Here is a 20,640-nt window from a genome sequence, read left to right on the forward strand (position 1 = left end):
CTATTGCCCCAAGCGCTGCAGGATATCGGGAACGTGGACCTGATCGGACTTATAGTTTCCGGTCAGCATGTACATCATGATGTTGACGCCGGTGCGGTAGGCATATTCCCGCTGCGTTTCATCCGGGGGGACGGTCGGCAGCAGCGGCGAGCCATTGTCGCCGATAGCCCAGGCGCCGGCAAAATCATTGCCCGTAATCATGATCGGCGTCACCCCGTCGGAGGTCGCGACGGCGTTCGCATCGCGGCGCGCATCCTGACGCGCTTCCACCCAGAGCGGGCTGTCTGCATAGCGGCCGGGGAAGCTCGACAGCAGGTAGAAGGACTTGGTCAGCACATGGCCGGCGGGCACGGGCTCGAGGGGAGGAATATCGAGGTTGGCAAGGATCTGCTGCAGTCGCTGGCCGTTGGGGCTCGGTGACGAAGTGTCGCCCATCGTGTCGATGGCGTCACGCGTGTCGAAGAGCACGGTGCCGCCGTTGCGCATATAGGCGTCGATGCGGTTGATGGCGTCGTTGGACGGCATCGGCGCGGTTGCTGAAATCGGCCAGTAGATCAGCGGGTAAAAGGCGAGTTCATCCTTGGCAGGATCCACCCCTACCGGCGGGCCTGGTTCGAGCGTCGTACGATAGGTGAGATAGTCGGAGAGGCCGGCAAGCCCGCGCTCCGAAATGTGATCCACGTCCGTTTCGCCTGTCACGACATAGGCAAGATGCGTCTTGTCGAGCCGCGAGAAGATGGCGTCGTCGCCCGGTTTGGAATCGTCGGCCAGAGCGTTTGCCGGATGCAGGAATATGGCGAGCGATGCAGCCAGCAGCAGCATTGCCGTGCCGCCCGCAATCGTCTTGGCCGATCTGCCCAGGCGTGGAAAGGCACCGTTCATGAACAGTACGATGATGCTGTCGGCGAGCAGCAGGAGGAAGGCGAGGGTAAAGAGGATCGGCTTTGCCGACCAGGCCTCGCCCCCGATAAGGCCTTCGCGCGCGACAGCGCCGGCCGCTGAGGTATCCAGCGGCTTGAGCACTGCGCCGCTCGGCAGGGTGTTGAGCGCGCTGAAGCCCTCTTCGGAACCATAGAGGCCGGGCGGGTTGTCGAAACTTGCGACTGCAGCCCCCTTGTTGTTTGGTTCCAGCGGGCGGGCGCTGCCGATCTCGCTCGTCAGCACGCCCTTGGCGGTCAGAAGCCGGTAGGGTGGCATTGCTTCACTTGCCTTGGAAGCAGCTGCTTGCCCCGAGGCGACGCCGCCGGCACGCGATAGCTGGACGATACGGCGCAGCATCTCGACGAAATCGCCTGATATCGGCAGATCCGACCATTGTGGCTCGGCGCTGACGTGGAAGAGCACGATACGGCCGGCCTGCATCTGCTTTTCGGTTACCAGCGGCGTGCCGTCGGCAAGGCTTGCCCAGGTGCGCTCGGCGAGATCCGGTGTCGGCTCGGCCAGAACCTGGCGCTTTATCAGGACATCATTCGGCTTCGGCATGCCGGCGAAGGGGCCGAAAGAGGGGAAATCGGCAAGCGGCTGCGGCTCGGCCCAGGAAAGAGCGCCGCCGAAGGTGCGCTCGCCCTGCCGCAACGTGACGGGAACGAGAGGATCGTCAGCGGGTGCCGCGGCAAGCCGTGGTCCGGCGAAGCGGACGAGCGTACCGCCATTTTCGATCCATTTTTGCAGCGGTGCGTAGGTTTCCTGCGGCAGGCGGCCGACATCAGCCATGATGATGACGGAGGGATTGCCCGCGAGCAATTGGGGGATCGATTTTGCCAGATCGGCGCTGTTGGGCTGAGTGAGATCGGCATAGGGCTGAAGGGCGCGCTGGATATAATAGAGTGGCGACAGGATCGGCTGGAATTCGTCGGCGGCCTGTCCGGAGAGGAGCGCCACGCGTCGGCGGCGAAAACCGTCGTCCAGCAGATAGACGCTGCCGGCGCTTGCATGTCGGTCGATGCTGATGCGGGCGAAATCGTTGCGCATTTCGAAGGGCGCTGCAATGGAGCCGGTCGCAACCGTCTGCCCGCCTGCGAAGTCAAGCGAGCCAGCGGCGATTGGCCGTCCCTGATTGTCTTGCGCCGTCAGTCCGAGGCGCATCGGGCCACTGCCGTTCAGCCGTGTGGCCGTGACGGTCATGTTGCTGGCGGTATTGGCTGCGCCGGTGAGCGCGACGATATCGCGGCCGTCGCCCTCGATCAGCCGCAGCTCACTCGGCTGCAGCGCGGCAAGGCGGCTGACGATATCGTCCTTGTCCTTGCTCTCGATGCCATCGGAGATGAAGGCGATAGTACCGGGCTTCATGCCGTTGAGCGCCGCCTTGACTGCGTCGGCGGTGCGCCGGCGATCTGGCACCAACGGTTGCGGGTTCATGGCATGCAGCTTGTCGCGAGCTGATGTCGCCGCACCGGGCGTTGCATCGTTGCTCTGCTCGGCGGTGAAGGCGATCGAAACGGGAATGCCCTTGGCGTCGGCGTCGTCGATCAGCGCGTCGGCTGTACGTACGCGGCGTTCCCAGTCGGAGACGCTTGCCCAGCTATTGTCGATTATCAGCACCAATGGACCGCTGCTCGAGAGCGTGTTGGTGCGCGGATTGAACATGGGATTGGCGATGGCAAGAATGACCAGGGCGGCAAGCAGCATGCGCAGCAGCGTCAGCCACCACGGGCTGCGCGCCGGCGTTTCCTCACGTTTGAGGATGCTCGCCAGAATGCGCAGCGGCGGGAACACTTCGGTGCGCGGCTGCGGCGGGGTCAGGCGCAGCAGCCACCAGATCGCAGGAAGCAGAATGAGCGCTGCCAAGATGGCCGGCGAAGCGAATGCAAAGGAGAGACCGCTCATGGCTGGCCTCCAGACGCGACCCTCGCGGGCATGCCTGAGAGATACATGTGCACGGCGACCAGCGCTTCGGAAGCCAGGCGGTCGGTGCGGTGGCTGACGAAGGTCCAGCCGAGATGGCGCAGCGATTGGCCGAGATTTTCGCGCCGCGCGAGATAGGCGCGCTGATAATCTTCACGCAAGTTTTCCGCGCGGCCGGCGATCAGCTTCGAGCCCGTTTCGGGATCGCTGAATTCGGTGCGCCCGCTATAGGGAAATAGTTCTTCGGCGGGGTCGGCAACCTCGATCACATGACCGCGTAAGCCACGGCGGGCCAGCGGTCCGATCCTGCCCATCACGCAATCGGCATCGTCGAGAAAATCGCCGATCAGCACGATATCGCTCCAGCCGCGGATCATTGATGTCTGCGGAAGGCCGCCTTCGAGCGGCGTATGCATCAGCGCTGCGGCCAGGCGTTCGGCAGCGTTGCGGGTCGAAACCGGCTCCATGATGCCGGGGCAGCCGATGCGCTCACCGGAGCGGGACAGGATTTCCGCCAGCGCCAGCATCAGGACGAGCGCGCGGCCTTCCTTGGACACATGGCCATAGGTCGATTTATACATCATGGATGGGGAGAGATCGGCCCAGAGCCAGATCGTGTGAGCGGCTTCCCATTCATGATCGCGGATATAGGTATGATCGTCGCGGGCCGAGCGTCGCCAGTCGATGCGCGACAGGCTTTCGCCTTCGGTATAGGGGCGGAACTGCCAGAAATTCTCGCCGATGCCGCGCTTGCGCCGGCCGTGCCATCCGGCGATGACGGTATTGGCGATGCGCTTGGCTTCGACAAGGCAGTCCGGCACGAGTGCGGCGCGACTACGGGCTCGGGAGAGGGCATCGTTGCCTGAGGTCGGTCTGACGGTCTGTCCGATGGATGCCACGCGCTATACTCTCCTCGACATCCGGGTCACGACTTCGACTGCTTGACCAGCCCTGAAATGACATCGCGTACGGACATGCCTTCGGCGCGGGCTGCGAAAGTCAGCGCCATGCGGTGTTCCAACACTGGCTCGGCGAGTGCATGAATGTCGTCGATCGACGGTGCAAGCCGGCCTTCGTAAAGGGCGCGGGCGCGGGCGCAGAGCATCATCGCTTGGCCGGCACGCGGACCTGGACCCCAGGCGACATGCTTGTCCGTCGAGGCATTGCCCTGGCCTGGGCGGGCCGAGCGCACGAGCGACAGGATCGCATCGACGACGCCGTCACTGACGGGCATCTGGCGGATGAGCTGCTGAATTTCCAGCAAGCGTTCGGCGTCGATGACCGCCTGTGGCGTCGCTTCGCTTAAGCCAGTGGTTTCGAGCAGGATGCGGCGTTCATCCGCAAGCTCGGGATAATCGACATCGACCTGCAGCAGGAAACGGTCGAGCTGGGCTTCCGGCAGCGGGTAAGTGCCTTCCTGCTCCAACGGATTCTGTGTTGCGAGAACGTGGAAGGGAGCAGGAAGGTCATAACGTTGGCCGGCGATGGTGACGTGATATTCCTGCATGGACTGCAGCAGGGCGGACTGCGTGCGCGGCGAGGCGCGGTTGATTTCGTCGGCCATCAGCAATTGCGCGAAGACCGGACCCTTGACGAAACGGAAGGAACGGCGGCCGGTTTCGTCCTGGTCCATGACCTCGGAACCGAGAATATCCGAGGGCATGAGGTCCGGCGTGAACTGCACGCGGTTGGAGGCAAGGCCGAGAACGGCGCCGAGTGTCGTCACCAGCTTCGTCTTGGCGAGACCCGGTACGCCCACCAGCAAGGCATGACCACCGGCGAGCACGGCCAGAAGCGTGTTTTCCACGACGCTTTCCTGACCGAAAATGACCTTCGACACCTCCTGGCGAACGGCGGCGATATCGCCCAGTGCCTTTTCGGCTGAGGCAATGATGGCCTGCTCGTCGAGGCTCGTTTCGGTCGATTTGATCATGCCCATTTGCGTCTCCAATGGCAGAAAAACGGTGCGCGTGATTCGCAGACGTTACACATTTGCCTCATAATCAATACAACTTATCGCCAGCAAGACCGCTGACAAGCACGTTTCAAATGACTATCTCGTGAGAACTGTCATATTCCTGACTAACGACCAACCGGGACAGAAGAATGGCAACCGAGGAAATCAGGACAACGGGCGATGCCGCAAGCCTCGCGGCGCTGATTTCGCGTGCGGCTGGCGATAGCGGCGGCTCCAAGAAGGGTTTGCCGCCCGTCGATCGCTGGAATCCGCCCTTCTGCGGCGACATCGACATGGAGATCCGCGCCGACGGCACCTGGTTCTATTTCGGCACGCCGATCGGTCGCGCGCCGCTGGTGCGGCTGTTTTCCACAGTTCTGCGCAAAGACGAGGATGGGAAGACCTATCTCGTGACGCCTGTGGAAAAGGTGGGTATTCGCGTGGTCGACGCGCCGTTCGTGGCCGTCGAGATGAGCGTAACGGAACGTGAGGGCAGACGGGTGCTGACCTTCCGCACCAATGTCGGCGATGTCGTCGAGGCTGGCAGGGATCATCCAATCCGCTTCGTCATCAGCGGTGAGAACGATGAATTGAAGCCTTATCTGCATGTCCGGGGGCGCCTGGAGGCTCTGGTGACGCGTGCGGTCATGTACGATCTCATCGAGCTTGGTGAGCCCGTCGTGATTGCCGGGCGAGAGATCTTCTGCGTGCGTTCCGGCAGCTCCATATTTCCCGTCATGCCGGTTGCCGAACTGGATGCACTGACTCGATGAATGAATTTCCCCTTTATTCCGCGGATGAATTCCGCCGTCGCGCCCTCCATCAGAGTGGCGGACCGGTGGAGCTTGCCTGGCGCGATCACGGCGATCATCTTCTCAATCCCGAGACCATTTCACAGGTCGCGGACCTGAAGCTCAAGGATGCCGCCGTGCTTGTGCCCGTCGTTGACAGCGGCGACGATGCCAAGGTGATCTTCACGCTTAGAACTTCGACGCTGCGCAAGCATTCGGGCCAGATCGCCTTTCCGGGCGGAGCTATCGATCCGGAGGACGCCTCGCCGGAAATGGCGGCGGTGCGCGAAGCGGGGGAGGAAATCGGGCTGGCCGACATCTTCATCGAGCCGGTGGCGCGCCTGCCGCATTATCTGGCAGCGACCGGCTTTCGCATCACGCCCATTCTCGCCGTGGTGAAGCCGGGCTTTCACCTGGCTCTCAATCCGACCGAAGTGGAGGATGTCTTCGAGGTGCCGCTCTCTTTCCTGATGGACCCCGGCCACCACGTGACCGACACGATGCTCTGGCAGGGGACGGAACGCCATTTCTACCGCATGCCCTATGGGCAGCGAATGATCTGGGGCATTACCGCGGGCATCGTCCGCACGCTTTATGAAAGGCTTTATACATGACGTCCGTTGCCGATGAGGCCTGGTTTCGCGATGAGGCATTGCAGCGGGTGCTGGCGCTGCTCGATGCCGATGGCGGCGAGGGGCGCGTGGTCGGTGGTGCCGTCCGCAACAGCCTGATGGGGCTGCCCGTCGCCGATATCGATATAGCCACAACTCTTTTGCCGGAAACGGTTGTGGAACGAGCAGAGGCGGCCGGAATCAAGGCGGTACCAACAGGCATTGCGCATGGTACGGTCACTCTGGTCATCGACGGAAAGCCGTTCGAAATCACCACCCTGCGACGCGATGTGGAGACGGATGGGCGGCGCGCCGTAGTGGCCTTCAGCCAGGATTGGCAGGCCGATGCCGAGCGGCGGGACCTGACGATCAATGCGCTCTATGCATCCGCTGATGGCGAGGTCGTGGATCTCGTCGGCGGGCTTGCCGATCTGGAGCGCCGCAACATTCGCTTCATCGGTGATGCGGCGACGCGGATTGCCGAGGATCACTTGCGCATCCTGCGCTTCTTCCGCTTCTTCGCCTATTATGGCAGCGGCCGTCCCGATGCCGATGGCTTGCGCGCCTGTGCCGCCGCAAAGTCGAAGATATCAACACTCTCGGCCGAGCGTGTCTGGTCCGAGATGAAGAAGCTGCTGGCAGCCCCGGACCCGGGCAGGGCGCTGCTCTGGATGCGCCAGATCGGCATTTTGACTGAAGTGCTGCCGGAAACCGAGAAATGGGGCATCGACGCCATTCCTGGGCTGATCGCCGCCGAAGAGGCTCTCGGCTGGCCGTCGGAGGCTCTACTTCGTCTTGCAGCCATTGTGCCGCCCGATGCGGCAAGGCTTGCCAAGCTTGCCGAGCGACTGCGCCTCTCGAAAGCGGAAGGCTCCTATCTGCAGGCCTGGGCGAATGCGCCCATCGTCAAGGACGATATTTCAGAGGCGGCCTTCGATCGCCTGCTTTATCGCCATGATCCGACCTGCGTCGCGGTTCGCCTTAAGTTGGCGCTGGCCGTTGCGCGGAGCAAGGCGGAAGGCGATTTCGAGGAAATGGCCCGCGTGGCGCGGCTCGGGAAATTGTTGGAACGGACGGCAAAATGGAAGAAGCCGGCTTTTCCGCTCAATGGCGCTGATGCGCTTGCCGCGGGCGTCAATGCGGGTCCGCGCGTGGGCGAGCTTCTTGGCAAGATCGAGCAGGAATGGCTCGATGGGAATTTTGCGATGAACCGGGCGAGCCTTCTCGCCCGACTCAAGGACTTAGCCCACGCCTGATAATGAGACCTGCATAGCGGGACTGACTGGCCAGCCTGCCGATCAGGCTGCGTTTGCCTCGTCGCGAATTCGGGCCTTGATATTGTCGACCATGTTTTCGCGGATGATGGTTTCGCCATGCGCTTCGCGCATGTGCTCGACCGCGCGACGAACCACCTCGGCGTCATCCTTGGCGCGAGTATGCCAGGCGCAACCGGGCACGAGCGTACCACATTCGAACAGTCGCATATCTTCCTCCTCATCTTTCAGCGGATTCTCGCCCTACAAAGGACCTGAAGACCTAAACGCAACGAACGAGAAAAGGTTTCTGCCGTCCGGCAAGTCTCCAGCTTGCCGGCGGCTTTCCGGACATTAATCCGGCATCGCCCAGGATTTGAAGCAATCCGACGATTGATAGCGAGTGATAGGCACTTGCTTGGCCGAACGATCGGCCGCGAAGCGGGCGATATCGCTCGGTGATTTGCCCGCCAGCTGCATCCTCACCTGCTCTATGAAGCAGGAAAGGGGCAGATCGGATCCACTGCGGATCCGCATATCCTCCGCCAGTCGGATGATGAACTCCGGACTATCGACTGTGCGCGAAAGTTTCCGTTCTTTCGAAGCTTCCGTGACTTGTTTCTCTGCTGCCATTACAACCTCCTCCGATTGAAACGAGCATTAGATCACTTAGGCACTCCTCCCGCCGATTTCAGGACACCGTCCGATCATTTCATGTTGAACGTCTCAGCGCATCGCGATCTTTCGGATTCGTTCGCTGCGCTTGAAGTTCGAAGCTTTCCCTGCGTCGTTATCGCAAATCGCCGCCTGCTTTTGCGCGACGTGTCTTAGGGCCAGCGCACCACCGGCGGCAGAGACGATAGGATCGACTCCACGTTGCCGCCTGTCTTCAGTCCGAATATTGTACCCCTATCGTACAGCAAATTGAACTCCACATAACGTCCGCGACGAATTAATTGCTCGTCGCGATCTTCTTCCGTCCATGTTTCGTTGAAATTCGAGCGGACAATGCGCGGGTAAACCATCGCGAAGGCGCGGCCGACGTCGCGCGTGAAGGCGAAATCGGCATTCCAGCCGCCGGCGTCTTCCGAAGAATGCAGCCAATCGAAGAAGATGCCGCCGATGCCACGCGGCTCGTTGCGGTGCTTCAGGAAGAAATATTCGTCGCACCAGCTCTTGTAGCGTTGGTAGTCGGCGACGGCATGGCGGTCGCAGACGATCTGCATGGCGCGGTGGAAGAGGGCGCTGTCGGGATCTTCCTGGGTGCGTCGGCGATTGAGTACCGGCGTCAGGTCGGCGCCGCCGCCGAACCACTGGCTCGTCGTCACCACCATGCGCGTGTTCATATGCACGGCCGGCACGTTAGGATTGACGGGGTGGGCGATCAGCGAGAGCCCCGAGGCCCAGAAGCGGGGATCTTCCTCGGCGCCCGGAATCTGGCTGCGAAAGTCGGGAGAGAATTCGCCATAGACAGTCGAGGTGTGGACGCCGACCTTCTCGAAGACGCGCCCCTCCATCATCGACATGCGGCCGCCGCCGCCCTGGCCCTTGTCCCTCTGCCAGTCCTTGGCGACGAAGCGGCCTGGTTCCTGGTCGGAAAGGGGGCCGGTCAGCTCGTTCTCCAGCTGCTCGAACTCAGCGCAGATCGTGTCGCGCAGGCCCTCGAACCAGTGTCGCGCTGCCTCTTTCTTTTCTTCAATATCCTCGGGTAATCCCTTGGGAAGATTGGGTCGTTCCATTCATGCTCTCCGACGGTGCGAGCAGCCGGCGGCCCGCGATTCGCACCGTATGTATCGTGAGTTGGAATATCAGCAAGATTGCGGCGCAGCCAGTGCAGCAACGTCGCAGGAGAATCGACTCGCAAATTTCACAATGCGGTATTATGTTCCCTCTCTCAAAGGCGAGGTTTTATCATGAAGATACCCGGACCGCCGCCCCTGGATGGGTTGAGAAACAGAATATTCCGTTATCGGCAGGACCATCCCGCCGGTGGAAAGAGTGAATTCGTTCGCGAGACCTTTTGTCTCAGTCGCCCCGAAGCGCGCGAAAAGGCGCGTGAATGGTTCAACGAGTTCCCGAAAGCCGCCTATTGGACCGAGGTCGAAAGCTGGCGTCAGGTCGACGGCGATCGCATCGAATTCACCATGCGGCGCTTGCCGTCGGCGGACTGAACTGAACGATACGGCGCTCGCATCGACGGGTGATGGCTCTCGAAGTGTGTTCCCGTTCCTCCGAGGCTGGCTGGCGATTGGTCGTCAGCTCAATGCGGCATGGTCGGTGACGGATCATCCGACGGGCCGAACGCGGCCGGCTGAGCGCTTGGCATAGGCCTCGCGGAGAAAGCTTTCTTGACCTTCTCGATCGCAGTCGTATTACCGCCGGCCGAAGGCGGCGGAGACTTTGTCTCCTGTATTGCCGCCGGTTCGGCCGCGGCACCGAGCTTTGCAGCTTGGTGTTCTTCAGCTTTCTGATCTTCGGCAATGGGTGATGCCGCGAGAATCTCCATCAGCGTGATGGTCACCGGCAGGTGGCCGCCCAAATCGGTGTTCGTGTGATGCCATGCATGCGCGACGCGCTGATCGGCGTGGATGAACCGTCGGGAATTGATCTCTCCAAACCAGTCCCACTCGCCCATGACATCGATGACATCGTTGAATACCGGAGGCATTGCGATGCGCGCGCCGATCGTCACGATCTTCGTATGCCGCGCCAGCTCAGCAACTCGTCCTTCATCCTGCTTCGAGAGGTTATGCAGGGCGGCAGAAAGGACGAGATTGCCTTTGGAGTGTCCCGCCAGTAGAGGGAAGGAGAGTCGGGGATCGGCGAGAAGCGCCTGTACCGTTCTGGTGTCCAGGCTGGTGCGGGCAGCCGTTTCATTGCGCTGCGCTCCAACCTTGGGCCGGCCGGCAAGATCATCCAGCCTTTCAAGCAACGGCCGCAGCCCCCTCAAATGACCGAAGAAAAACGATCCGCCAAAGGCTTCAGTGATGGCGTCGGCGATGCCGTAGCCTGAGACGACAACGGCGACTGGTGCGTCGATCGCATCGGCCACGTTGCGGGCAAAGGCGGCGGCACCGAGCGCGGAACCGCCGATGCCGGCGACTGCGAGCGCCCGGGCATTGCCGCCGCCGCGCAAGACAAATTCATCGATGGTTTCGCAGAGGGTGAGCGCCCCAAGGCCGCTCGGCGGCACGATCAGGATCGCGCCTTCGGCGGCGAGCGAGTCACTGATGTAGAAAGCTTCCTCGGGTGTAATGACCTTGACGTCGTAGAACAGCGCATCGAGAGCGAGGTTGCGCTGGCGAAGGCCCTCAAGCGCAAGGTTGCGCAAAGGGGAGTGCTGGAGCCGTTCGGGGAGGCTCAATGTACGTGCGAACTGCGTCAGGGAAAGCGTGAATGCCGTCTGGAACATGGGTCACCTCGCCAAGGCTGCCTGAGTTAGAGCATTCCAGAGCGAAGCTTCTCACACTTTATCCGGCGTGCCAACGCCTATTCGGGTGCGACATTCAGGCCCGGTGCAGCCCCAGTGCGGTAAGCGGCGGCCATTGCGTTTGCCGCAAGGCTTCCCCCGATATCATGGCGGCCGACATCGCAACATTGATGGAGCGTTGGCCCTCCACCATGGGGATCAGGACGCGGCCATCGGCCTTTTCATGCACATGCTCCGGCACGCCGGCGCTTTCGCGGCCGAAGAGGAGGATATCGTCGTCGCGATAAGCAAAATCCGTGTAGCGCTGGGCCGCCTTCGTTGAAGCCAGCACCAGCCGCCGCCCGCTTTCCTGCCTCCACGTCTCGAAGCGCTCCCAATTGACGTGCCTGGTCAGGGTGACGGCGGCAAGATAATCCATGCCGGCGCGCTTCAGATTGCGGTCCGATATGTCGAAGCCGGCCGGCTCGATAATGTCGACGCCGAGGCCGAGGCAGGCGGCGAGCCGCAGGATCGTGCCGGTGTTGCCGGGAATGTCGGGTTGGTAAAGGGCGATGCGCAGTTTTGTCATATGCTGCAACTAGCGAAATCGCCTGGATTTGTCTCAGATTTTTCGCGCGCCCTTCATTTCCGTGATGTCTCCTATAAAGAGAATTGAAGGATTCAGCCCATTTTTCAGGCATATTTCGCTTTTCAAACAGAAAAAGTCGCGCTAAAAGACGAGCGCTCTACAACTTGCGAAAGAAGGAGGCACAGATGGATATCTTGTTTGTGATAATGCGCCTCCAGGCCGTGAACTCACGGATTTGACTGGCGCTACAAGGCGCGTATTCGCAAGTACCCCCCTTCTTTAAGTCATTGCGCGGCCGGCATGGCCTCGTTGTTTTATCACCCGGCCACCATATGAGTCTGCGATCTTTCAGCGCAGTGGGTGGTCGAAGGGTCGAGTCTTTGGAGCATTTCAATGTTTAGCTGGTTCGAACGCCGACTAAATCCATTTCCGAGCGAGGTGCCGGACACTCCGCCGCGCGGCCTTTTCGCCTTCTGTTGGCATTATTCCAAGCCGGCTCTGCCATGGCTGATCGCTATGAGCATCCTCACCATGTCGATCGCGATCGGTGAGGTGGCGCTGTTCCAGTTCCTCGGCGATATCGTCGACTGGCTGACACATGTGGATAAGGCGACCTTCCTGCAGACGGAATGGCACAAGCTGTTCTGGATGGGCGCGATGGTGCTGATCGGCTTGCCGGCTGCGGCGATCCTCGACAGCTTCATCATGCACCAGGTGCTGCTCGGCAACTATCCGATGATCGCGCGCTGGCAGATGCACCGCTTCCTGCTGCGCCACAGCATGACCTTTTTCGCCAATGAGTTCGCCGGCCGCGTCGCCACCAAGGTGATGCAGACCTCGCTTGCCGTGCGCGAGACGGTCATGAAGATCCTCGACGTCTTCGTCTACGTGTTCACGTACTTCCTGTCGATGATCCTTGTCATCGCGGCGGCTGACTGGCGGCTGATGATTCCGATCCTGGCCTGGCTTGGCGTCTATGTCGCCATTGTCGCCTATTTCGTGCCGGTGCTACGCAAGATCGCTGCGCAGCAGGCCGATGCGCGTTCGATGATGACGGGCCGTGTGGTCGACAGCTATACCAACATCGCCACGGTGAAGCTGTTCTCGCACGCTGGCCGCGAAGAGAAGTATGCGAGGGCCGGCATGGAGGAATTCCTCGATACCGTGCACAAGCAGATGCGCAAGGTGACGCTGTTCCACGCATCGGTCTATTTCAACAACTGCGCGGCGCTGTTCATCGTCTCGTCTCTGTCGATCTGGTTCTGGCTCAGCGGCTCGATCTCCGTCGGCTCCATCGCCATTGCCATCGGCCTTGCCATGCGTGTCAACGGCATGTCGCAATGGGTGATGTGGGAAGTCTCGGCGCTCTTCGAAAATATCGGCACCGTCTATGACGGCATGGAGATGATGACGAAGCCGCACGATATCGTCGACAAGCCGGCAGCATCGCCGATCGTGGCCAAGCAAGGTGCGATCCGCTTCGACCACATTCGCTTCCATTACGGCAAGGCGAAGGGTGTCATGGAGGATCTGACCCTCGATATCCGCGCCGGCGAAAAGGTCGGCCTTGTCGGCCGCTCCGGTGCCGGCAAGACGACACTGATGAACCTGCTGCTGCGCTTCTACGATCTGGAGGGCGGCCGCATCACCATCGACGGCCACGATATCGCGGGCGTCACGCAGGACAGCCTTCGCTCGATGATCGGTGTGGTGACGCAGGACACGTCGCTGCTGCACCGATCCATCCGCGACAACATCGCCTACGGCCGTCCGGACGCGACCGACGAGGAAATCATCCAGGCGGCCAAGCGCGCCAATGCCTGGGACTTCATCGAGGGGCTGGTGGATATGCATGGCCGCACCGGGCTCGACGCGCAGGTCGGCGAGCGGGGTGTCAAACTGTCAGGCGGCCAGCGCCAGCGTATTGCGATCGCCCGCGTCTTCCTGAAGGACGCGCCGATCCTGGTGCTCGACGAGGCAACCTCGGCGCTCGATTCCGAAGTGGAAGCAGCGATCCAGGAAAACCTCTTCGCGCTGATGCACGGCAAGACGGTGATTGCCATTGCCCATCGCCTGTCGACGCTGACCGAGATGGACCGCCTCGTCGTTCTCGACAAGGGTCGGATCATCGAGATGGGCACACATCAGGAACTGGTCGAGGAGGGCGGCATCTATGCCGAACTCTGGAGCCGGCAATCGGGTGGGTTTTTGGCGGATCACGAGGAGGCCGAGGCGGCGGCGGAGTGATGAAGGGAAAATTGGGGTGCTTCGGCACCCCATCATTGTTTCAGCGATCTTCTCGTCCGTGCCATATGCGCAGAATGAAAACAGTCGAGCCTGCAATTTCGTAGCGCATTTCATAAGCGCCTACCAGGATGCGCCTGACGTCGCGAGGCTCGAATTCTTCAAGTCTTTCCCCGATGCGCGGATGCTGAAGGAGCTGCAGCGGAGCGGATGAAAGAGTTTGTGCGGCTCTGATTGCCGCAGGCCTGTTGACCGGTGCCAGAAAGTCGTAGACGCGGATCAAATCGGATTGTGCTTTCGCAGTCCACTTGATTTCGATCAACGGGATTGAGCCTCGTCTTCCGACGTGCCCAAGTCGCGCACCCAATCCCAAATAAGCTGATGGTCGACAACATTCCCGGCATCCACATCGGCCAGTGCTTCAAGTGTCAGCCTGTGACGCTCTTCCTGCAGAGCGACCCAATCATTGAGTGCTTGCTTCACGATCCATCCCCGGGAGCGCTCCAGCCGAGCGGCTATCTGGTCAACTTTTTCCGCCAACGACAGCGGAACATGTGTCGTCAGAACTTTCGTGTCGGCCGTCTTGTTGTTCATTTCGATCGCGTCCTATTCCTTGCTATAAAATAGGCGAATGATGGATTTTGTATAGATTTATCGGATTCAATCTTTCTGATTAAGTTTGATTAAATCACCGATGAAGAACGGAACTTCAAGTGCGCGGCTGAACATGAAGAAAATATAACCTCTTCTGCGGCACGCCGTGAGTTTGCGCGTGTCTCAAAATTCCCTATATCGCTGGCATGTTCATCCGTTCCGTGTTCCGTCTGTTCGAGACCTGGATTGATCCTTACTATCGCAGCGGCGATCTTCGGCCGCCGCGGTCGCTCGGTGCCTTCATCTGGTACTATGTCGGTCAGGCCAAGGGGCCTTTCCTGGCGATGGCGGCACTCGGCGGTGCCGTCGCGATGCTCGAGGCGGCGCTGTTCTGGTTCGTCGGGCATCTCGTCGATATCCTTGACAAGGTGAAGCCGGGCGAGGGGTGGTCGGGGCTGCTTGCCGGCCATGGCGCGGCGCTGCTCGGCATGGTTTTCGTCGTGCTCGTGGTGCGCTTCGTTGTCGTCAGCCTCGGCGCATTGGTCGAGGAACAGGTGGTCGTGCCAGGGTTTCTCAATCTCGTGCGCTGGCAGGCTTATCGCCATGTGGCGAGGCAGTCCGTCGAATTCTTCCAGAACGATTTCTCCGGCCGTGTCGTCACCAAGGTCTGGTCGGCGGGGCAGGCGACGGGCGATCTCGTTGTGTCGCTGCTGCAGGTCGTTTGGTTCATCATCATCTATGCCGCATCGACCATCGCGCTGGTCGGCGGGCTGGACTGGCGGCTGGCGCTGGTCATCGCGGTCTGGATCGGCGTCTTCTCCCTGCTTGCGCGATATTTCGTGCCACGCATCCGCCGGCATGCGCGCAACGCGGCCGAAGCGTCCTCGATGCTGAACGGCCGCATGGTCGATGCCTACGCCAATATTCAGACGTTGAAGCTCTTTGGCCGGGAGGAGCAGAACGACCACTACATCCGCAATGGTTTCGACCGCTTCCAGGCCGCCGTCATGCCGTTCACACGATTGTTGACCGGCGTGCGCTCATCGCTGGCGCTGCTGTCAGGCGTCATGATCACCATGATCGGCGCGCTCGCCGTCCATCTCTGGCTGGCGGGTGAAATCTCGACCGGAGGCGTCGCCTTCACGCTCAGCATGGTGCTGCGCCTGAACATGCTCTTCGGCCGGATGATGTCGCAGTTCAATGCCATCATGCGCAATCTCGGCACCATTCAGAATTCGGCCGAGATGATCTCCGAGCCCGTCGGTCTGGTCGATCGGCCTGATGCCAAGGATCTGGTCGTCACCGGGCCGGAAATTCGTTTCGACGATGTGACGTTTCACTATGGGCGCGGCGGCGGCATCATCGACAATTTCTCTCTCAACGTACGCGCGGGCGAAAAGGTCGGCATCGTCGGCCGCTCGGGAGCGGGCAAGACGACGCTCGTCAATCTGCTGTTGCGTTTCTACGATCTTGAGGGTGGGCGTATCCTGATCGACGGACAGGATATTGCCGCCGTCAGGCAGGAGTCGCTGCGTAGCGCGATCGGCATGGTGACGCAGGACACCGCTCTCCTCAATCGCTCCATCCGCGATAATATCCTCTTCGGTCGGCCTGACGCTACCGACGAGCAGATGGTGGAGGCGGCCCAGCGGGCGGAGGCGGATCGCTTTATCACCGCCCTCGAAGATCAGAAGGGGCGCACCGCTTATGCCGCCCATGTCGGCGAGCGCGGTGTCAAGCTTTCAGGCGGCCAACGCCAGCGCATTGCGATCGCGCGCGTCATGCTGAAGGACGCGCCCATTCTCGTGCTCGACGAGGCGACGTCCGCGCTGGATTCGGAAGCCGAAGCCGTACTGCAGTCCAATCTGGATGGGCTGATGCAGGGCAAGACCGTGCTTGTGATCGCGCATCGGCTGTCGACCATCGCTAAGCTCGACCGGTTGATCGTCATCGACAAGGGCGAGGTCATCGAAGAGGGGACGCATGACGAGCTGATCGCTCGGGGTGGCCTTTATTCCGAACTCTGGGCACGTCAGTCCGGCGGTTTCATTGCGGCGGATGCAGATTGAGCCACTCTGAAACTCGCCGGATCATTTCTGCCGAGGCACGCTGAACTCCGTCATCAGGCCGAAATGGTTCGAGCCCATGGCGTCGCGGATCTGCTTTACGGATATCAGCCGCAACGGCGCGCGAGCGAAGACGTGATCGATGGTGATGCCATAGGCGCCCGCAGCAATCGGCCATGTGGCGGGCTCGGGAAAGGCATGGCGAAGGCCGGTTGCCGCCAGGAAGTCGCGCATATCGGGCGTGATGACCGAGGCGTTGAAATCTCCTGCGAGAATCAACGGCCCTTTCACGTCATTAAGGACCGGAGCGAGGAGGCCAAGCTCGATCTGGTGGAACGCATCGAAATAAGGCTTGCTCAGATGAACGGAGGCGAAGTTCACGGGCTGGCCGTCCATGTCGATGGTGGCGAGAATGAAGCGATTGTCCCAGAGGCTGCCGAGGCTGCGCATGAGTTGGGTTTGGAACGGTCTCTTCGACAGCAGCAGGGAATCGCAATCGGTGGTCATCACGCCGCAGCCGATGCGGTTGGGATAGACTTTCAAGATGCGGTCCATCTCGGAAAAGATCGGTCCTGCCTCGAAGATTTCGACGACGTCGGCTTTCGAGGCGATGATGAGATCGGCGATGCGAGGGCCGTTTTCGAAATTGCTGTCCTCTATGTTGAAGGAGAGCAACCTGAAATGCTCGCCGCTCGCCTCAGCCGAAGCGACGAGCGAAGACGTGGTGTATTGCTGCAGCATGAGGACGGAGTGAACCAGCAGGATGATCCCTGCGGCAGTCAGGAAGAGCGCATACCAGTGACGCTTGAAGGCGAATGCGATCAAGGCGAGCAGGATCGCGAACAGGCTTATATGGGTCTGCAGACTTTCGAAAAAGGCCAGCAGCCAGGAATCGGCGACGTAACGCGCGGCTAGGATGCCGACCGCCAGTGTGGCGAGAACGCATAGGACGCAATAAATCGTGTGTCTCATGAGAAGTTCTCGTGCTTCGTTTTGCTGCTTCGTATGCGCAAGATAGCAAGTGCAATCCTCCATAAATCCCGGGGGAAATCCATTTGGATTTAAGTGGTAAAGCGCAGGTCACACTGAGTGGCGAAAGTGGTGATACCGCAGTGCCTTCCGCAATGCAGCATTGAAATCATTGTCTATTTTGCCTTGCAATATAAGAAGATACTACAGAAATCCCCAGATTTTTCATGGGTTTAACTTTTCGCATCGGTACAGAAAGAGTTCAGGCTCCAGCCTTGCGACGCAATAGCGCAGTTTTGCCGCGACATTGTGCCCTGACCCCTTGCCAAGACTGGACATAATTTGCGATCAAGCTTAGAACGCAGCGGGTTACGGAGGAATCTATGGCGGAATTATGGTCGCATTGATTCGCCGTTAGTGAGAGGGGTACCGCGGTTTTGCCGTGGTTTGCGGGAAGAGGATGTGCAGCTTTGAGCGAGCATAGTACGACAGTTGAGTCCAGCGGCGAGCCGACTCGTCGCGATTTCCTTTATTTGACGACAGGTATGGCCGGTGCGGTGGGTGCAGTTGCCGTCGCATGGCCGTTTATCGACCAGATGCGTCCGGACGCATCGACACTTGCTCTTGCATCCATCGAAGTCGATGTGTCGAGCCTTGAGCCCGGCATGTCGTTGACGGTGAAGTGGCGCGGTAAACCCGTCTTCATCCGTAACCGCACGCAGAAAGAAATCGACGATGCCAAGGGTGCGCAGCTTTCGGACTTGAAGGATCCAATCGCCCGCAACGCCAATCTTCCGTCCGATGCACAAGCAACCGACGTTGCCCGTTCGGCCGGGGAGGGCAAGGAAAACTGGCTCGTCATGATCGGCGTCTGCACCCATCTGGGTTGCATTCCACTCGGCCAGGCAGGTGAATATGGCGGGTGGTTCTGTCCCTGCCATGGTTCGGTCTACGATACCGCCGGTCGCATCCGTCACGGGCCTGCGCCGCAGAACCTCTTCATCCCGCAATATGCGTTTACGTCGGAAAAGAAGATCAAGGTCGGTTGAGGGGGAGCTGAATCATGAGTGGTCATTCGTCCTACGAGCCATCGACAGGGCTCGAAAAATGGGTAGACGCGCGGCTTCCGCTGCCGCGTATGGTCTACGATAGTTTCATCGCCTATCCGGTTCCCCGCAACTTGAACTATGCCTATACGTTCGGCGCCATGCTGGCGGTCATGCTGGTCCTGCAGATCCTGACCGGCGTCGTGCTGGCGATGCATTACGCGGCCAACACGGCGATTGCGTTCAACTCGGTCGAAAAGATCGTCCGCGACGTCAATCACGGCTGGCTGTTGCGGTACATGCACGCCAATGGCGCATCTTTCTTCTTCGTGGCCGTCTACCTGCACATTGCCCGCGGCCTCTACTACGGCTCCTACAAGGCGCCGCGCGAAATCCTCTGGATTCTCGGCGTGATCATCTACCTCCTGATGATGGCGACCGCCTTCATGGGCTACGTTCTGCCCTGGGGTCAGATGTCTTTCTGGGGTGCGACCGTTATCACCGGTTTCTTCTCGGCCTTCCCATGGGTCGGCGACTGGATCCAGACCTTCCTGCTCGGCGGCTTCGCCGTCGATGATCCGACGCTCAACCGCTTCTTCTCGTTGCACTATCTGCTGCCGTTCATGATTGCAGGTGTCGTCATCCTGCATATCTGGGCGCTGCATGTGACCGGCCAGACGAACCCGACCGGCGTCGAAGTGAAGCTGAAGACCGACACTGTCGCCTTCACGCCCTATGCGACGCTGAAGGATGCGCTTGGTGTCTCCATCTTCCTGCTGGTCTTCGCCTATTTCGTCTTCTACCTGCCGAACTTCCTCGGTCATGCCGATAACTACATCCCGGCCAACCCGCTGAAGACGCCGGCTCATATCGTTCCGGAATGGTACTTCCTGCCGTTCTACGCGATGCTGCGCTCGATCACCTTCAACATCGGCCCGATCGACTCCAAGCTCGGTGGCGTTCTGACGATGTTCGGCGCGATCATCGTGCTGTTCTTCCTGCCCTGGCTCGATACGTCGAAGATCCGCTCGGCCGTCTATCGTCCCTGGTACAAGCTGTTCTTCTGGCTGTTCATCGCCGATGCCATCCTGCTCGGCTGGCTGGGCTCGCAGCCCGCGGAAGGCATCTACACCACGGCTGCGCAGTTTGCGACGCTGTTCTACTTCCTCTTCTTCCTCGTCATCATGCCTGTGCTCGGCATTGTCGAGACACCGAGGCGCATTCCAAATTCGATTACGGAAGCGGTTCTTGAGAAACAGGGCGGTAAAGTTGCCGCTTCGGTTCAAGCATAACCGGCGATAGAGGAAGAAAACGATGAAAAAACTTGTTGTCGGCCTTCTATCCTTGACGCTCATCGGCGGCCTCTCGACCGCTGCCGTGATCGCTGCGGAAACGAAGCCTGCCGCGGAAGCAGAGACGCCGCACTATCCGCTGAAGGAGCCGCGCGAGCAGCATTGGACCTTCTCCGGCCCGTTCGGCTATTATGACAAGGCGCAGCTGCAGCGTGGCCTGAAGGTCTACACGGAAGTCTGTTCCGCCTGCCATTCGATGAAGCTGGTGGCTTACCGCACGCTGGAAGACCTCGGCTATACGGAAGCACAGGTGAAGGCCTTCGCTGCCAATTACGAAGTGCAGGACGGCCCGAACCCTCAGGGTGAAATGTTCAGCCGCAAGGCGCTTCCGTCTGACCATTTCAACTCGCCGTTCCCGAATGACGAGGCTGCTGCGGCCTCCAACAACGGGGCCGTGCCGCCCGATATGTCGCTGCTTGCCAAGGCACGCGAAATCGAGCGCGGCTTCCCGCAGTTCATCTTCGACATCTTCACGCAGTATCAGGAAGGTGGGCCGGACTATATCTACTCGCTGCTGACCGGCTACGAAGAGCCGCCGGCCGGGTTCAAGGTGCCGCAGAACTCGCACTATAATCCGTATTTCGATGCGGCTGCGACCTTTGCGATGCCGAAGCCGCTTTCCGACGGCCAAGTGACCTATGACGATGGCTCGCCGCAGACTGTGGACCAGTATGCGCGCGACGTGGCGGCGTTTCTGATGTGGACCTCCGAACCGCATCTGGAAGATCGCAAGCACCTTGGCTTCATGGTCATGGTATTCCTGCTGATCTTCTCAATCTTGATCTATCTCACCAAGCGTTCCGTCTATGCAAAGGCCGGCGCTCACTGAGCATCGCGACAATGATCGAGAAAAGGCGGCCCGGCGAGGTCGCCTTTTTTGTTGGTATAGCGCCCTGGTATTGATAGGGTGCAACC

General features: G+C 60.3%; 20 protein-coding genes. 9 read left to right on the top strand and 11 right to left on the bottom strand.

The annotated features are described in order from the left end of the window. Genes FBZ99_RS08150 through FBZ99_RS08160 form a run of 3 tightly spaced genes read right to left on the bottom strand, consistent with a single transcriptional unit; the run spans position 1 to position 4,783 of the window. A complete protein-coding gene (locus FBZ99_RS08150; protein ID WP_145632401.1) occupies positions 1 to 2,826 on the bottom strand; it encodes a DUF4159 domain-containing protein in 2,826 nt (941 codons plus the stop codon). Beyond that, entirely contained in the window at positions 2,823 to 3,743 is a 921-nt protein-coding gene (locus tag FBZ99_RS08155) for a DUF58 domain-containing protein (RefSeq protein WP_145632404.1), read from the bottom strand. The genes FBZ99_RS08150 and FBZ99_RS08155 overlap by 4 nt, the downstream gene beginning before the upstream one ends. 26 nt (positions 3,744 to 3,769) lie before the next feature. Beyond that, positions 3,770 to 4,783 (bottom strand): AAA family ATPase, encoded by a 1,014-nt coding sequence (locus FBZ99_RS08160; protein WP_113420497.1) that lies wholly within the window; start codon positions 4,781 to 4,783, stop codon positions 3,770 to 3,772. A gap of 167 nt (positions 4,784 to 4,950) precedes the next feature. Between FBZ99_RS08160 and FBZ99_RS08165 the strand changes: the two genes are divergently transcribed. Genes FBZ99_RS08165 through FBZ99_RS08175 form a run of 3 tightly spaced genes read left to right on the top strand, consistent with a single transcriptional unit; the run spans position 4,951 to position 7,459 of the window. Continuing rightward, positions 4,951 to 5,574, top strand: coding sequence for a DUF1285 domain-containing protein (locus tag FBZ99_RS08165; RefSeq protein WP_113351841.1), 624 nt, complete (start codon positions 4,951 to 4,953; stop codon positions 5,572 to 5,574). Further along, positions 5,571 to 6,206: a CoA pyrophosphatase gene (locus FBZ99_RS08170; RefSeq protein ID WP_113332228.1), complete on the top strand. Its 636-nt coding sequence runs from the start codon at positions 5,571 to 5,573 to the stop codon at positions 6,204 to 6,206. The genes FBZ99_RS08165 and FBZ99_RS08170 overlap by 4 nt, the downstream gene beginning before the upstream one ends. Beyond that, on the top strand, positions 6,203 to 7,459 hold the full coding sequence (locus FBZ99_RS08175) for a CCA tRNA nucleotidyltransferase (protein ID WP_145632406.1): 1,257 nt from the start codon (positions 6,203 to 6,205) through the stop codon (positions 7,457 to 7,459). Before FBZ99_RS08170 ends, FBZ99_RS08175 begins: the two co-directional genes overlap by 4 nt. Positions 7,460 to 7,501: 42 nt before the next feature. Here the strand turns inward: FBZ99_RS08175 and FBZ99_RS08180 are convergent, their stop codons facing one another. From FBZ99_RS08180 to hemF, 3 genes are all read right to left on the bottom strand, one after another. Then, entirely contained in the window at positions 7,502 to 7,687 is a 186-nt protein-coding gene (locus tag FBZ99_RS08180; RefSeq protein ID WP_075851104.1) for a DUF1059 domain-containing protein, read from the bottom strand. Between the two features lie 123 nt (positions 7,688 to 7,810). Further along, entirely contained in the window at positions 7,811 to 8,089 is a 279-nt protein-coding gene (locus tag FBZ99_RS08185; RefSeq protein ID WP_113332230.1) for a hypothetical protein, read from the bottom strand. Positions 8,090 to 8,283: 194 nt separating this feature from the next. Next, positions 8,284 to 9,195 carry an oxygen-dependent coproporphyrinogen oxidase gene (hemF, locus tag FBZ99_RS08190; RefSeq protein ID WP_145632409.1) on the bottom strand — a complete coding sequence of 304 codons (912 nt, stop codon included), beginning with the start codon at positions 9,193 to 9,195 and terminating at the stop codon, positions 8,284 to 8,286. A gap of 171 nt (positions 9,196 to 9,366) precedes the next feature. Between hemF and FBZ99_RS08195 the strand changes: the two genes are divergently transcribed. After that, positions 9,367 to 9,627, top strand: coding sequence for a hypothetical protein (locus FBZ99_RS08195; protein ID WP_041677939.1), 261 nt, complete (start codon positions 9,367 to 9,369; stop codon positions 9,625 to 9,627). Between the two features lie 89 nt (positions 9,628 to 9,716). On the opposite strand, the gene FBZ99_RS08200 is transcribed toward FBZ99_RS08195, so the two are convergent. Together FBZ99_RS08200 and FBZ99_RS08205 are read right to left on the bottom strand one after the other, a co-directional pair. Then, positions 9,717 to 10,868, bottom strand: coding sequence for a hypothetical protein (locus tag FBZ99_RS08200; RefSeq protein ID WP_113395371.1), 1,152 nt, complete (start codon positions 10,866 to 10,868; stop codon positions 9,717 to 9,719). A gap of 94 nt (positions 10,869 to 10,962) precedes the next feature. Then, on the bottom strand, positions 10,963 to 11,454 hold the full coding sequence (locus tag FBZ99_RS08205; RefSeq protein WP_113395370.1) for a tRNA (cytidine(34)-2'-O)-methyltransferase: 492 nt from the start codon (positions 11,452 to 11,454) through the stop codon (positions 10,963 to 10,965). A 393-nt stretch (positions 11,455 to 11,847) separates the two neighbouring features. On the opposite strand from FBZ99_RS08205, the gene FBZ99_RS08210 reads away from it, so the two are divergent. Further along, positions 11,848 to 13,701, top strand: coding sequence for an ABC transporter ATP-binding protein (locus FBZ99_RS08210; RefSeq protein ID WP_145632412.1), 1,854 nt, complete (start codon positions 11,848 to 11,850; stop codon positions 13,699 to 13,701). Positions 13,702 to 13,741: 40 nt separating this feature from the next. Here FBZ99_RS08210 and FBZ99_RS08215 read toward each other — a convergent pair whose 3' ends face one another. Continuing rightward, the gene (locus tag FBZ99_RS08215) at positions 13,742 to 14,017 is read right to left on the bottom strand and encodes a type II toxin-antitoxin system RelE/ParE family toxin (RefSeq protein WP_112721478.1); all 276 of its coding nucleotides are present in this window, start codon (positions 14,015 to 14,017) and stop codon (positions 13,742 to 13,744) included. Continuing rightward, on the bottom strand, positions 14,017 to 14,292 hold the full coding sequence (locus tag FBZ99_RS08220; RefSeq protein WP_113332235.1) for a CopG family ribbon-helix-helix protein: 276 nt from the start codon (positions 14,290 to 14,292) through the stop codon (positions 14,017 to 14,019). Before FBZ99_RS08220 ends, FBZ99_RS08215 begins: the two co-directional genes overlap by 1 nt. Positions 14,293 to 14,498: 206 nt before the next feature. Between FBZ99_RS08220 and FBZ99_RS08225 the strand changes: the two genes are divergently transcribed. Beyond that, a complete protein-coding gene (locus FBZ99_RS08225) occupies positions 14,499 to 16,361 on the top strand; it encodes an ABC transporter ATP-binding protein (RefSeq protein WP_113332236.1) in 1,863 nt (620 codons plus the stop codon). Between the two features lie 21 nt (positions 16,362 to 16,382). Here FBZ99_RS08225 and FBZ99_RS08230 read toward each other — a convergent pair whose 3' ends face one another. Beyond that, positions 16,383 to 17,330: an endonuclease/exonuclease/phosphatase family protein gene (locus FBZ99_RS08230; RefSeq protein ID WP_113332237.1), complete on the bottom strand. Its 948-nt coding sequence runs from the start codon at positions 17,328 to 17,330 to the stop codon at positions 16,383 to 16,385. Positions 17,331 to 17,797: 467 nt separating this feature from the next. Here FBZ99_RS08230 and petA point away from each other — a divergent pair, with 467 nt between their 5' ends. From petA to FBZ99_RS08245, 3 genes are read left to right on the top strand one after another with little or no spacing between them, the layout of a single operon-like run. After that, positions 17,798 to 18,376, top strand: a complete 579-nt coding sequence (gene petA, locus FBZ99_RS08235; protein ID WP_113351847.1) for a ubiquinol-cytochrome c reductase iron-sulfur subunit — start codon at positions 17,798 to 17,800, stop codon at positions 18,374 to 18,376. A gap of 14 nt (positions 18,377 to 18,390) precedes the next feature. Then, positions 18,391 to 19,665, top strand: coding sequence for a cytochrome b (locus FBZ99_RS08240; protein WP_112413580.1), 1,275 nt, complete (start codon positions 18,391 to 18,393; stop codon positions 19,663 to 19,665). Between the two features lie 22 nt (positions 19,666 to 19,687). Continuing rightward, positions 19,688 to 20,554 carry a cytochrome c1 gene (locus FBZ99_RS08245; protein WP_069612669.1) on the top strand — a complete coding sequence of 289 codons (867 nt, stop codon included), beginning with the start codon at positions 19,688 to 19,690 and terminating at the stop codon, positions 20,552 to 20,554. Positions 20,555 to 20,640: the final 86 nt, after the last annotated feature.

The sequence above is a fragment of the Rhizobium sp. ERR 1071 genome (assembly GCF_007828675.1).
Taxonomy (GTDB): Bacteria; Pseudomonadota; Alphaproteobacteria; order Rhizobiales; family Rhizobiaceae; genus Rhizobium; species Rhizobium dioscoreae.

Bases quoted from the DNA above. Each gene is read 5' to 3' on its own strand.
- FBZ99_RS08240 (WP_112413580.1), top strand. From the start codon at position 18,391: ATGAGTGGTCATTCGTCCTACGAGCCATCGACAGGGCTCGAAAAATGG.
- FBZ99_RS08200 (WP_113395371.1), bottom strand. From the start codon at position 10,868: ATGTTCCAGACGGCATTCACGCTTTCCCTGACGCAGTTCGCACGTACA.
- FBZ99_RS08160 (WP_113420497.1), bottom strand. From the start codon at position 4,783: ATGGGCATGATCAAATCGACCGAAACGAGCCTCGACGAGCAGGCCATC.
- FBZ99_RS08245 (WP_069612669.1), top strand. From the start codon at position 19,688: ATGAAAAAACTTGTTGTCGGCCTTCTATCCTTGACGCTCATCGGCGGC.
- FBZ99_RS08180 (WP_075851104.1), bottom strand. From the start codon at position 7,687: ATGCGACTGTTCGAATGTGGTACGCTCGTGCCCGGTTGCGCCTGGCAT.
- FBZ99_RS08175 (WP_145632406.1), top strand. From the start codon at position 6,203: ATGACGTCCGTTGCCGATGAGGCCTGGTTTCGCGATGAGGCATTGCAG.
- FBZ99_RS08150 (WP_145632401.1), bottom strand. From the start codon at position 2,826: ATGAGCGGTCTCTCCTTTGCATTCGCTTCGCCGGCCATCTTGGCAGCG.
- FBZ99_RS08185 (WP_113332230.1), bottom strand. From the start codon at position 8,089: ATGGCAGCAGAGAAACAAGTCACGGAAGCTTCGAAAGAACGGAAACTT.
- FBZ99_RS08210 (WP_145632412.1), top strand. From the start codon at position 11,848: ATGTTTAGCTGGTTCGAACGCCGACTAAATCCATTTCCGAGCGAGGTG.
- FBZ99_RS08165 (WP_113351841.1), top strand. From the start codon at position 4,951: ATGGCAACCGAGGAAATCAGGACAACGGGCGATGCCGCAAGCCTCGCG.
- FBZ99_RS08170 (WP_113332228.1), top strand. From the start codon at position 5,571: ATGAATGAATTTCCCCTTTATTCCGCGGATGAATTCCGCCGTCGCGCC.
- FBZ99_RS08220 (WP_113332235.1), bottom strand. From the start codon at position 14,292: ATGAACAACAAGACGGCCGACACGAAAGTTCTGACGACACATGTTCCG.
- FBZ99_RS08225 (WP_113332236.1), top strand. From the start codon at position 14,499: ATGTTCATCCGTTCCGTGTTCCGTCTGTTCGAGACCTGGATTGATCCT.
- hemF (WP_145632409.1), bottom strand. From the start codon at position 9,195: ATGGAACGACCCAATCTTCCCAAGGGATTACCCGAGGATATTGAAGAA.
- FBZ99_RS08230 (WP_113332237.1), bottom strand. From the start codon at position 17,330: ATGAGACACACGATTTATTGCGTCCTATGCGTTCTCGCCACACTGGCG.
- FBZ99_RS08205 (WP_113395370.1), bottom strand. From the start codon at position 11,454: ATGACAAAACTGCGCATCGCCCTTTACCAACCCGACATTCCCGGCAAC.